The following is a 12,413-nucleotide window of genomic DNA, read 5'->3' on the forward strand; positions in this document are numbered from 1 at the left end:
CGGTTTACGTCGTGATCTTCCAGGCGAGGTGTTTGGGGGCGGGAGGGACTGGCGATTTTTGTTTCGGAGCGGTCGGTCTGGATTCCGCCGGGGCGGGGGCCTTTTCGATTTTTACCTTGAGGTCGAACCACGCAGCCTGGCCGGTGATCGGGTCTGCGTTGGACCAGCGCAAGCCGTCGCCTTTGGGGGGCAGCAATTCATGGATCAGGTGATTGAGCAGGAAGCCCTTGGTGGCCTCGGGGGCGGTAACATCAAGCGCCCAAGCGCCTTTGCGTTTGCCGATCGCGTTCCACGTCCAGACGGTATTGTCATTCAGCGCCGCCATTTCGAGGACCGGCACCGTGATTTCGCCGTGGGGGGAGGTGACGGTGGCCCAGTCACCATCTGTCAGGCCATGGGCGCGCATCAATTTGGTGGGGACATAGAGAGGGTTGTGGCCGTGGAGTTGCCGCAGCCACGCGTTCTGGCTGCCCCAACTGTGGTACATCGCCATGGGCCGTTGGGTCAGCGCGGTGATCGTGAAGCCGTCATTGCCGTGTTGATCGCTTTCGTTCCAGATCGGCAGGGGCGACATGGTGCGTTTGATCTGGTCGCGCAGGCGGTCGGGGGGCTGGTGGTCGCCATGGCCTTCGGCAGCAAGCTGGAAGCGGCGCAGCGGTTCGTTGTAGAGCGAAAACAGATAGGGTTGCGGCGCGTCGAACAGGCCGGTTTGCACGGCCCAATCCTGGTAGGCGCTGTTCCACGGTTTGTAATATTGTGCGCCGTCGGGGATGTGATGGGTGAAGAAACCGCCGTTCTTGATGTAGCTGTCCAGCTGATCCGGGTTTGGCGCACCGCGTCCGGTATCGGTGCCATCCGCGCCGCGAAATCCCGCCAGCGGGCCGATGCCCGGTCGGCGTTCGTGGTTCACGATGTAGTCGGCGTAGTCATCGTATTTCTGGCGGCCTTCATCGTCGACAAAGCCGGGCAGGCCAAGCCGTGCGCCCAGGTCGCAGAGCACCGATTGAAAGCCGCGCACGTCACGGTCGGGTTCCACCACGGGCCAGCGGATCGCGTCGGCTGCGGCGTCGGCCTCGCAGATCGGGCGGTCCAGGAGGCTGATGCAGTCGTGGCGTTCCAGATAGGTTGTGTCGGGCAGGATCAGATCGGCAAAGGCCACCATTTCCGAGCTATAAGCGTCGGAGTAGATGATATGCGGGATCACGTAATCGCCGCTGGCGTCCTTGTCGGTCAGCATCTGCATCACGCCGCCGGTGTTCATCGACGAGTTCCACGACATATTCGCCATATACAGGAACAGCGTGTCGATCTTGTAGGGGTCGCCTGCATGGGCGTTCGAAATCACCATATGCATCAGGCCATGGGCGCTCATCGGGTTTTCCCAGGTGAAGGCCTTGTCGATGCGGGCGGGGCTTCCGTCGGGTTTCAGCGCCAGATCGGCGGGGCCTTGGACAAACCCCAGATGCGGGCCGTCCAACGGTTTGCCGGGCGTCACGCCGCAATGGGGTTTGGGATGCGCGGATGCTGGCTTGGGGTAGGGCGGTTTGAAGCGAAAGCCGCCGGGAACCTCGACCGTCCCGAGGATGATCTGGAGGGTGTGCAGCGCGCGGCAGGTCTGAAACCCGTTGGCATGGGCCGAGATCCCGCGCATGGCGTGGAATGACACCGGGCGGCCTGTCATGGTATTGTGGACGTCGCCGCGAAAGTCGGTCCATTCGTGGTCCAGTTCGAACGCCTCTTCGAACGCCACACGGGCGATTTCCGCGGCGATGGCGCGGATGCGGGGGGCGGGGATACCGCAGCGATCAGCGACAGCTTCGGGCGCGTAATCGTCGGTCAGGTATTTCTCGGCCATGTGGTGAAAGACCGGGCGGTGGGTGATGTCGCCGACCACATGAGTGGCAGACAGATCAGGGCGCACGCCGGGTTGGTCAAAGGCGGTCAGCTTGCCCGTCTTGCGGCAGATCACCTGTTGCTTGCCGCTTGCATCGCGCAGCAGCAGGCCAAAGTCGGGGGATGCAGGGTCGCCGTTGACCAGCACAGGCGCATCGGTGAACCGTGCGAGGTAATCAAGGTCCATGCGCCCCGCCTTCATCAGGCAATGCACCAGTGACAGGATAAACAGCCCGTCCGTGCCCGGCGTGATTCCGACCCAATCATCCGCCACGGCGTTATAGCCGGTGCGGATCGGGTTGACGCCTATGACACGCGCGCCGCGTGCCTTGATCTTGCCGATGCCCATCTTGATCGGGTTGCTGTCGTGATCTTCGGCCACGCCAAACAGCATGAACAGCTTGGTATGGTCCCAGTCGGGTTGGCCGAATTCCCAGAACGCACCGCCCATCGTATAGATGCCTGCCGCCGCCATGTTGACCGAACAGAACCCGCCATGCGCCGCGTAATTCGGCGTGCCAAAGTTTTGCGCCCAGTAGGATGTGAAGCTTTGCGATTGATCACGTCCGGTAAAAAACGCCAGCTTTTCGGGGGCCGTGGAACGGATCGGGGCCAGCCAGTCGGTCGCGATCTGCAAGGCCTCGTCCCACTCGATTTCTTCGAACTCACCCGATCCGCGTTCGCCGACGCGTTTGAGCGGTTTGCGCAGCCGCGCGGGGGCATTGTGCTGCATGATGCCGGCGCTGCCCTTGGCGCACAGCACGCCTTTGTTGATGGGGTGGTCGCGGTTGCCTTCGATATAGGCGACCTTCATGTCGCCATCAGCGTTGGCTTTCATATGGACGTTGATGCCGCAGCGGCAGGCGCACATGTAGCAGGTGGTTTTGCGGATCTCGTCAGACACAGGCGGGCTAAGGTTGAGAACGGGTTGCTTATGCGTCATCCTTGTCCTCTTGATTGGCGTTCAGCACGGTGCTGGCTTCGCGGGCGATCTGAATTTCTTCCTGCGCCTTGACTGTGTAGCTGGGAAAGTTTCCCATCCACGATAGCTTGTCAAGAATGGCATTCCTGATCTGTGCTGAATTTTCCCCGATGCCGCCCGTGAAGGCTATGGCATCCAGCCCGCCCATGGCCGCGATCATCGACCCCGCCTGCCGTGCGGCCCAATAGCAGAAATGGTCGATGGCAAACTGCGCTTTGGGGCCGTCATTCTTTTCAAGCTGCCGCATGTCGGAGCTGATGCCGGATAGCCCCAGAAGGCCGGAGTGATGATTAAGGAGCGTCTCGGCCTCATCCAGCCCAAGCTGCCGGACCAGGCGAAGCACGGCCCCTGCGTCGATCTCTCCGGCTCGGGTCCCCATGGTAAGGCCGGAAAGGGGCGAATAGCCCATTGTCGTGGCCACGCTTTGGCCGTCAAGGATCGCACAGATTGAAGCACCGTTGCCAAGGTGAAAGGCCAGCAGCCGCTTGGGCAGGGTGCCGATGTGCCGGGGAAGGACGCGGACAAGGGCGGCGTAGCTGGTGCCGTGAAAGCCGTAGCGTTGCAGGCCGGCCAGATCGGAGCGATCAGGCAGGGCATAGCGGCGGGCGACGTCGGGGATCGTGGCGTGAAAGGCCGTGTCGAAACTTGCGCATTGCGGCAGGTCGGGTGCAAGGGCGGTGACTGCGTCGATGGCTGACAGATGATGCGGGTTATGCAGCGGGGCAAGCGGGATGCAATCGGCGATGGCCTGGCGGATTTGCGGCGTGATGCGACAAGGGGCAATCAGGGCGGTGCCGCCATGCACGACGCGGTGCGCAACCGCGCGCAGCGCCGTAACGGCGATCCCTTGCCGTGACAGCGTGTCAAAGATCGCGGCCAGCGCTGCGGCATTGTCGGGGAGAGCGACAGGTTGACGGCTGTCTCCGGTCGTGACGGTGCCCGTGCCGCCGATGCCTGTCGCTTCGACCCGCAGGGTTTCGTTCAGATCAGCGTCAAACAGGGCGGTCTTGATCGAAGACGACCCTGCGTTCATCACAAGGATGTGGCTGCCCGACACCCCTAGACCGTCTGGGGGCGCATGTCGTCTTTGCTGATTCCCGCGACCGAGACCGGTTTTTTCATCGCATCGCGGCGGAAGGGTTCGCCCAGTTCCTGATTGATCATCGCCTCGATCAGGGTGGTTTTGCCATGATTCATCTGGTCGTCGATGGCCTTGTTCAGCGCGGCGGTCAGTTCGTCCATAGTGCGCGCCACGACGCCCTGCAAACCGCAAGATTGCGCGATGCCTGCATAGGACACCTGTTCGTCCAGTTCTGTCCCGACAAAGTTGTCATCGAACCACAGGGTCGAATTGCGCTTTTCCGCGCCCCATTGATAGTTGCGGAACACGACCTGGGTCACCGCAGGCCATTCGCCACGGCCAATCGCCGTCAGTTCATTGACCGAAATGCCAAAGGCCCCGTCGCCGGCAAAACCCACGACGGGGACATTACGGCAGCCGATCTTGGCACCCACGATGGCGGGCAGGCCATAGCCACAGGGGCCGAACAGACCGGGGGCCAGATATTTGCGCCCCTCGTCAAAAGACGGATAGGCGTTGCCGATGGCACAATTGTTCCCGATGTCAGATGATATGATCGCATTGGCAGGCAGCGCGGATTGGATCGCGCGCCACGCCATGCGGGGGCTCATCCAGTCAGGCTTGTCCGCGCGGGCACGTTCGTTCCAGGTTGTGCCGGGGTCGTCGTCTTCGTGGTCCATGCCGGACAGTTGCTGCGCCCATTTCGATTTGGTTGCGCCAATGGTTGCTTTCCGGTCCTCGCGCCCCTCATCGCCGGCGGTTTCGGACAGGTTGGTCAGCAGCGCGCTGGCGACCTTTGTCGCGTCGCCGACGATGCCGACGCTGACCTTTTTGGTCAGGCCGATGCGGTCGGGGTTGATGTCCACCTGGATGATCTTGGCGTCCTTGGGCCAGTAATCCATGCCATAGCCCGGCAGGGTCGAAAACGGATTCAGCCGCGTGCCAAGGGCCAGCACGACATCCGCCTTCGCAATCAGCTCCATCCCTGCCTTTGACCCGTTATAGCCCAAGGGACCCGCGAATAGGGGGTGCCCGCCGGGGAAGGCATCGTTGTGCTGATAGCCGACGCAAACAGGCGCGGAGAGGCGTTCGGCCAGCTGTTTGCTTGCCTCGATCCCGCCTTGCGCCAGCACCACGCCGGCACCGTTCAGGATCACGGGGAACTTGGCGTCCGACAGCAGGGCGGCGGCCTTGGCAATCGCGGCTTCACCGCCCGAGGGGCGCTCGAAGGCGACGATTTCGGGCAGGTCGATGTCGATCACCTGGGTCCAGAAATCGCGCGGCACGTTGATCTGCGCCGGGGCCGAGGCGCGTTTGGCCTGCATGATCACGCGGTTCAGGGTCTCGGCGATGCGGGACGGGTCGCGGACTTCTTCCTGATAGGCGACGCAATCGGCGAACAGGTTCATCTGCTCCATCTCCTGAAAGCCGCCTTGGCCGATGGTCTTGTTCGCGGCTTGCGGGGTGACCAGAAGACAGGGCGTGTGGTTCCAATAGGCGGTTTTCACAGCCGTCACAAAGTTGGTGATGCCGGGGCCGTTCTGCGCGATCATCATCGACATCTTGCCGGTCGCGCGGGTGAAACCGTCTGCCATCATGCCGGCGCTGCCTTCGTGGGCGCAGTCCCAGAATGTGATGCCCGCATCGGGAAAGATGTCGGAAATCGGCATCATGGCCGACCCGATGATGCCGAATGCGTTGTCGATGCCGTGCATCTGAAGGGTTTTCACAAATGCTTCTTCGGTGGTCATCTTCATTTGGGGGCATCCTTGGAAGTGATTTTTAGGTCCTGGCACAGTAGGCGCTGGAATGGGCGCGGGTTAGGGCCAGCAAGGACGGCTGGATAAGGCCAGTTCAACCGCAGCTTTTTATTGCTTGGGCCACATGGGCAATGCCGGTCGAAATTTGCGCTGATGGGATCGAAGAATAGGCAAGCCGGTAATAGTTTTGCGGCGGCGCGTCGCCGTTGAAGAACGGAGCACCGGGTTCGATCAGCACGGATTTCGCCTGCAGCCTTCCGGCCAGATCGCCTGTGTCAACGTGATCGGGCGCGCGCATCCAGAAGGAAGACCCCCCATAAGCCCCCCGTCCGGCGATTTGCAGCCCGTTCGCCTTGATCGCATCCTCCATCACGCTGCGGCGTTTGTGCAGGGCGTTGCTCATCCTGCGGACCAGCGCGTCGTAGTGGCCCAGCGACAGGAAATAGGCGGCCGTGCGCTGGATATGCCCCGGCGGATGCCGCAGAACCGAAGCCCGCAGGGCGCGCGCCTCGCGGATGAACGGCTCGGAGCCGACCAGATAACCAAGGCGCAGACCGGGAAACAGCGATTTCGAAAAGCTGCCGACATAGATCACGCGCCCGTCCTGATCGAGCGATTTAAGCGACGGTGAAGGGGATTTCAGGAACGACATCTCGAATTCGTAGTCATCCTCGACGATCAGCGCATCGAGTGCCCGCGCGCGGTCCAGCAGTTCCCGCCGCCGCGCCATCGGCATTGTCGCTGTGGTGGGGCATTGGTGGCTGGGGGTGGTGAATATCACATCGGTATCGTCGGGAATGGCATCGGGGATCAGCCCTTCCTGGTCCACCTGCACGGGCGACATGTGGCAGCGCGATTGCGTCAGAATATCCCGAAGCGCGGGATAGCACGGGTCCTCAAGCGCTGCGCGGCGGCGTTGGGTCAATAGAACCTGTGCGGTAAGCCACAAGGCATTCTGTGCGCCAAGCGTGATCAGTATCTGTTCAGGGCGCGCCGATATGCCCCGCCGTGGCAGGGAATGACGGGCGATGAATTCGATCAGCTTGGGATCGTCCTGATCATAGTAATCGGTCGTCAGAGCCGTAAAATCCCGCTGCCCCAAGGCCTGAAGAGCGCAGAGCCGCCAGTTGGCATGATCAAATAGCGTCGGGTCCGCCTGTCCATAGATGAACGGATACCGGTAGGTCGCCCAATCCTGCGGCTTGATCGGGGTGACGCCGCCGCTGAACCGCTGCCCGATCGCGCGTGTCCAGTCTACTGCATCGGGCGTATTCTCGGCCGGGGTAAATTGCGGCGGGGCGGGCGCGTTTTCCGAAACATAGTAGCCAGAGCGCCCCCTGGAGCTTAGGTAGTCGTTCGCCAAAAGCTCTGTATAGGCGATCGTCACGGTGATCCGGCTGATCCCCAGGTGCGCTGCCAGTTTCCGGGTGGAGGGTAATTTCTCGCCTGTGTCAAAGCGCCCGGTCAGAATCCCTTGGGCAATCATCTGCTGGATCTGCTGTTGCAGCGTGCCCTGTGCGTCGGGATGCAGGAAAAATGTTTCAACAGGAAGTGCCACGCTGTTCAGCCTAGGCTGGACTTAGGCGCGGTGCAATCTGGCATTACTCATAAGGCCCATAAAAAAGGCCCCGGTAAATGCCGAGGCCTGATTATTCGTCTGTTCTCTAAGCAGGAGAGCTTATGGGCAAGCAGCCGTGTAGCGCTGACCGGCAGAGTTTTGGTAGACGCACTGGCCATTTGCACCGCGACCGATGTAGGCACCTGCGGCTGCACCAGCCAAGCCACCCATAACCGCACCTTTGGTACGGTCGCTGTCGTTCGACACGACGGCACCCAATGCGGCACCGGCTGCGGCACCTGTCAACGCGGACTGGTTTTGTGTATCACAGGCCGAGATTGCGCCAATCAGTGGCAGGATCAACAAGAACTTTTTCATGACTTACTCCAAAAACTAATCATTACGTGGTTAACGCATCTAACCGAAAAGAGTTCCAGAAAAATTCGGGTGATCGGCGGGAAGCGGCCTGTCAGGCATGTGACCCGGCCCTGATCGGGCCGGGATATGCAACGATCCTTAACCGAAAACACGACCCAACGCGCCATCGACAGACGTGATGATCTGGTCGATGTCGTCCTTGCTGGCGATCAAGGCTGGGCTGAAGCACAGCGTGTTGTTCTTGCCCGGCAGCGACCGGTTGGTCGCCCCGATGATGACGCCTTGGGCCATACAATCGGCCACAACCGCCTGCACCATCTTTTCAATGACCGGCGCGCGTGTGCTGCGGTCCTGAACCAGTTCGGCCCCAAGGAACAGACCCTTCCCACGCACCTGGCCGATGACCGAATGCTTGTCCGACAACTCTTCTAGTTGCTCAAGCATGTAGTGGCCCATGTCAGTGGTGTTCTGCAGCAGGTTTTCACGCTCGATGATCGCCATGTTTTCGAGGCCCGCAGTGGGGCCTGCGGTACATCCGCCAAAGGTCGAAATATCGCGGAAATAGTTCAGCGGATCGTTGGCATCGTCCTTGAACATGTTGAACACCTCTTCGGTGGTCACGAGGCAGGCAATCGCCGCATAGCCCGAGGCGACACCTTTGGCCATCGTCACCAAGTCGGGTTTGATGCCGTAATGCTGATAACCGAACCATTCGCCCGTGCGCCCTACGCCGCAGACGACTTCGTCGATGTGCAGCAGGATATCATACTTGCGGCAGATTTCCTGAACGCGCTCCCAATAGCCGTCGGGGGGCGTGATCACGCCACCGCCTGCGGTCACAGGTTCAAGGCACAGCCCGCCAACGGTATCGGGGCCTTCGGCAAGGATGATCTTTTCGATCTGATCCGCAGCCCAAACGCCGTAATTGTCCTCGGGGGCACCGTCTTGTTCGAACTTGCGATACTCAAGGCAATGGGGCACGCGCACGAAGCCATCGGTGAAGGGGCCGTATTGCGCGTTCCGCTCATCCTGCCCGCCAGCGGACAGGCAGGCGATGGTGGTGCCGTGGTAATCGCGGTCGCGGTACAGGATCTTGTGCTTCTTGCCGCCATAGCGCTTGTGGGCGATCTGGCGGACCATCTTGAAGCCCTTTTCGTTCGCCTCGGAGCCCGAGTTGCAATAGTAGACGCGGCTCATCCCCGGCATCTTTTCGATCAGCTTTTCAGCAAAGTTCGATCCGGGGATCGACCCGGCGGAGCCTGCAAAATAGTTCAGCTTGATCAGCTGGTCCCGCACTGCATTGGCGATGCTTTCACGGCCATAGCCGACGTTTACGGTCCAGACGCCACCGGACACGGCATCCAGATGCTCTTTGCCCTTTTGATCCCAGACGCGCATGCCCTTGCCTTCGACAATGATGCGGGGGTCTGTCGTCTCGTAGGGTTTGTGCTGGCTCAGGTGGTGCCAGATATGGGCGCGATCCGCCTCGACCACACGGGAGATGTCGTTTTCATTGAATGTACCGTCCATGGGGCAGACCTTTCGGGATGTTTGGGGTGGTTTCGGGCGCAAGTATAGCGCCGCTTTGCAAGGACCACACCGCAAAAAGCGACGTTTCGCTAGGGCCAGCTGGCACTTGTCGTTAAGTCCAATGCGCGGTGGGTGCCCGATGGAAATGCACAATGCCGTCGTATCGCATCGAATTCTTCGAAGGAAACGGCGCGGGTTTTTGAACGTTCCGGGGCACGACGCCGGTGTTGGCGGTTGAATTCATGGCGCTGGAAACGCAATCAGGGCAGCCCGATAGGCCGCCCTGATCATAGAATTACTGTCGTGGGAAAGACTTACTTAGGCCGAAAGCTTGTCTTGGGCCGCTTTGGCGCGCCTTCGCCGCCACCTGCAGACTTGCCGCCTTTTGGCTTGCCGCCGGGTTTGCCCAGCTTGTTCGGTGGCACAAAACGCTTTGACGGATCGGCGGCACGCGCCTTGAACGGTTTGTCGGCCGCCGGTTTGGCATCGCCACGCGGGGCGTCGCCGCGCGGGCCTGCGGGCTTGTCCTTTTTCCAGACGGCCTTTGCCTTGGGCTTGTCAAAGCTGTCGGGCTTGGGGTTCGATTTTGGCTTGGGGGCCGCGCCTGCCTTCATGGGCGTGCGTTCGGTCTTGTGCGACTTTGGCGGGCGTTCACCCTTGGGCGCGCGGGGTTTTTCGAACTTGGGTTTGTCGCCGCGTGGCTTGTCGCCATAGGGCTTCGGGCTGCGGGGCTTGTCGCTGACCGCGACAGATGCCTCTTCGGCTGCTGCTGCACGGGGCTTGCGCGGGGCCGTTGGCGCGTCGGGGTCATAGGCCGGACGGGGCGCACGTTCGGGGCGGGGGCCGCGATCCGGCTTTGGCCCGCGTCCGCCGGGCTTGGGACCGCGCGACAGATCGGGGGCCTTGTCGAGCTTGGTGACGATTGCGCCGTCTTCGACCTTCATGTCTGGGCCAAGCGCGTTGGTGAATTTCGCAGCTGACGTGGCAAGGATCTCCACGAATGTATGGCTGGGCTGCACACGGATCGCACCGACGTCATCCTTGGTCAGATCGCCCATGCGGCAGATCATCGGCAGGATGGTGCGCGGTTCGGCGTCTTGGTTGCGGCCGACCGATATCGAGAACCAGACCGACGGGCCAAAATCGCCGCGGGGCTTTTCATCGGCAGGTGTGCCGGGTTCTGCCAACTGCTCCGGTGCGGACTGACGCGCGCGGTACAGGTTGACGAAAGCGGTTGCCAGCTGCTCTGCGCTGAATTGGTCCACCAGATTGGCGACAAAACCCTTTGCGTCATCGGGGATCGGATCCGACCATGCGGAATCGGCCAGCAAACGCTTTTCATCCTCGGCGTTGACCTCTTCAGCCGACGGCGGGTTGGCCCATTCGACTTTCAGCTTGGCACCACCGATCAGGCGGTTCGCTTTGCTGCGCAGTTTTGCAGGCACGATCAGGGCGGAAACGCCTTTACGACCGGCGCGGCCCGTGCGGCCCGACCGGTGCAGCAATGTATCCGAGTTCGATGGGAGATCGGCGTGGATCACCAGTTCGAGATTGGGCAAATCGATGCCGCGCGCGGCGACATCCGTGGCGATACACACACGCGCACGGCCATCACGCAGCGCTTGCAGCGCGTTGGTACGCTCGGATTGCGACAGCTCGCCTGACAACGCCACGACCGAGAAGCCACGGTTGGTGAACCGCGTGGTCAGACGCGCCACGGCAGCGCGGGTGTTGCAAAAGACGATGGCGTTCTTGGCTTCGTAGAAGCGCAGCACGTTGATGATCGCGTTTTCGGTGTCACGCGGATGCACGGTCAGGGCGCGGTATTCGATATCCGTGTGCTGTTTGGCCTCGCCGATGGTTTCGACGCGCTGCGCATTGCGCTGGTAGGATTTCGCCAGCTTGGCGATGGCCGCAGGTACTGTCGCGGAAAACAGCAAGGTGCGGCGGTCTTCGGGGGCCTCGGACAGGATGAACTCAAGCTCTTCGCGAAAGCCGAGGTCCAGCATTTCGTCGGCTTCGTCCAGCACCACGGCGCGGATGTCATTCAGGTTGATGTTGTTACGCTTGATGTGGTCGCACAGACGCCCCGGCGTGGCGACGACGACATGCGCGCCACGGTCCAATGCGCGGCGTTCGGTGCGCGTGTCCATGCCGCCCACGCAGGTGGTCACGACGGCCCCCGCAGGGCCATACAGCCACGTCAATTCGCGGCTGACCTGCATGGCCAGTTCGCGGGTCGGTGCGATGACCAGCGCCAGGGGCGCACCTGCATGGCCGAATGTTTCGGACTCACCCAGCAGGGTGGGGGCGATGGCCAGACCGAAGCCAACAGTCTTGCCCGATCCGGTTTGTGCGGATACCAATAGGTCAGCGTCGGCCAGGGCCGGGTCGGTTACAGCCTCCTGGACGGGGGTTAGAGAATCATAGCCTTGTTTGGCAAGCGCGTCGGCAATAGTCTGGATCAAGGGATTGTCCTGTCTGAATAAATGCGCGTCTGAAAATGCGCGCGGCTAGGCAATGGCGCTTACGCCGGCCTAAGTATTGCGCCCGTCCGTAATCGTTCGCGGCGTGAATGTACATGGCTTTGTGATCTTGCGTTTCGCAGAGTTAATTCAGTCACAGGGTGAAGGGGTTCCGAAGAACGGGAGAAATGCATGACCCAAGGCAGTCGTGAACCGCATCCACAAGCATCGACCAAGCATCCGGCCGTCAGTTCGATCATGGATGTCGTGACGTTCCGCATGGCCCGTCTGGTGGCGATCAACACGCGGGCCGGGCAACATTGGTCAGAACGGCTTTTTGATCTGAGCCTGAACGAATGGTGGCTGTTGGCCGCCACCCACGCCCATAAATCCATCAGGGCGGGGGATATGGCCGAACTGCTGGTGATGGACAAAAGCCAGCTAAGCCGGTTGATCAGAGCGCTGGTCGACAAGAAGTTGATAAGAAGCACGCAGGACCCCGATGATGCCCGCGCCACCATTCTGGATGTGACCAGCAGGGGGCATCTGCTGCATGAGCGGGTTCTGGCCGAGGTCTTGCGCCGCAATGAAAACGTGCTGGCCCCGTTGTCTCCCGAGGAAGTTCTTCAATTGAACGATTTGTTGGCACGGCTGACCGATCACAACATGATGTTGCTGCAAAAGAACAAGGGCGGCGCTGCGTGATGGTTTGAAGGGCCATTTCATGGTAGGCGGGTGCAACGCGCACCTTCACAAGGCCAACAGC

At 61.2% G+C, this 12,413-nt stretch carries 8 protein-coding genes; 1 reads left to right on the plus strand and 7 read right to left on the minus strand.

Annotation, left to right across the window (positions count from 1 at the left end; translation table 11 throughout):
• Nucleotides 1-4 precede the first annotated feature (4 nt).
• The 7 genes from RGAI101_RS13825 to RGAI101_RS13855 form a co-directional block, all read right to left on the minus strand.
• Nucleotides 5-2,836: a molybdopterin oxidoreductase family protein gene (locus tag RGAI101_RS13825; protein WP_037228320.1), complete on the minus strand. Its 2,832-nt coding sequence runs from the start codon at nucleotides 2,834-2,836 to the stop codon at nucleotides 5-7.
• Complete coding sequence (locus tag RGAI101_RS13830) at nucleotides 2,826-3,932, minus strand: acetate/propionate family kinase (protein ID WP_008228254.1); 1,107 nt, start codon at nucleotides 3,930-3,932, stop codon at nucleotides 2,826-2,828. The genes RGAI101_RS13825 and RGAI101_RS13830 overlap by 11 nt, the downstream gene beginning before the upstream one ends.
• 2 nt (nucleotides 3,933-3,934) lie before the next feature.
• A complete protein-coding gene (gene xsc / locus RGAI101_RS13835; RefSeq protein WP_008228387.1) occupies nucleotides 3,935-5,713 on the minus strand; it encodes a sulfoacetaldehyde acetyltransferase in 1,779 nt (592 codons plus the stop codon).
• Nucleotides 5,714-5,810: 97 nt separating this feature from the next.
• Complete coding sequence (gene pdxR, locus RGAI101_RS13840) at nucleotides 5,811-7,274, minus strand: MocR-like pyridoxine biosynthesis transcription factor PdxR (RefSeq protein ID WP_008228820.1); 1,464 nt, start codon at nucleotides 7,272-7,274, stop codon at nucleotides 5,811-5,813.
• Nucleotides 7,275-7,394: 120 nt separating this feature from the next.
• On the minus strand, nucleotides 7,395-7,652 hold the full coding sequence (locus RGAI101_RS13845) for a YMGG-like glycine zipper-containing protein (protein WP_008228328.1): 258 nt from the start codon (nucleotides 7,650-7,652) through the stop codon (nucleotides 7,395-7,397).
• Nucleotides 7,653-7,790: 138 nt separating this feature from the next.
• Nucleotides 7,791-9,182, minus strand: a complete 1,392-nt coding sequence (locus RGAI101_RS13850) for an aminotransferase family protein (protein ID WP_008226472.1) — start codon at nucleotides 9,180-9,182, stop codon at nucleotides 7,791-7,793.
• 314 nt (nucleotides 9,183-9,496) lie between these two features.
• Nucleotides 9,497-11,650, minus strand: a complete 2,154-nt coding sequence (locus RGAI101_RS13855; protein ID WP_008225752.1) for a DEAD/DEAH box helicase — start codon at nucleotides 11,648-11,650, stop codon at nucleotides 9,497-9,499.
• A gap of 189 nt (nucleotides 11,651-11,839) precedes the next feature.
• Between RGAI101_RS13855 and RGAI101_RS13860 the strand changes: the two genes are divergently transcribed.
• Entirely contained in the window at nucleotides 11,840-12,352 is a 513-nt protein-coding gene (locus RGAI101_RS13860; RefSeq protein WP_008227662.1) for a MarR family winged helix-turn-helix transcriptional regulator, read from the plus strand.
• The last annotated feature ends 61 nt before the right edge of the window (nucleotides 12,353-12,413 follow it).

Origin of the sequence: Roseobacter sp. GAI101, from assembly GCF_000156335.1 — a bacterium.
In the GTDB taxonomy this organism is placed as follows: domain Bacteria; phylum Pseudomonadota; class Alphaproteobacteria; order Rhodobacterales; family Rhodobacteraceae; genus Sulfitobacter.

Bases quoted from the DNA above. Each gene is read 5' to 3' on its own strand.
- RGAI101_RS13860 (WP_008227662.1), top strand. From the start codon at position 11,840: ATGACCCAAGGCAGTCGTGAACCGCATCCACAAGCATCGACCAAGCAT.
- RGAI101_RS13825 (WP_037228320.1), bottom strand. From the start codon at position 2,836: ATGACGCATAAGCAACCCGTTCTCAACCTTAGCCCGCCTGTGTCTGAC.
- RGAI101_RS13850 (WP_008226472.1), bottom strand. From the start codon at position 9,182: ATGGACGGTACATTCAATGAAAACGACATCTCCCGTGTGGTCGAGGCG.
- RGAI101_RS13845 (WP_008228328.1), bottom strand. From the start codon at position 7,652: ATGAAAAAGTTCTTGTTGATCCTGCCACTGATTGGCGCAATCTCGGCC.
- xsc (WP_008228387.1), bottom strand. From the start codon at position 5,713: ATGAAGATGACCACCGAAGAAGCATTTGTGAAAACCCTTCAGATGCAC.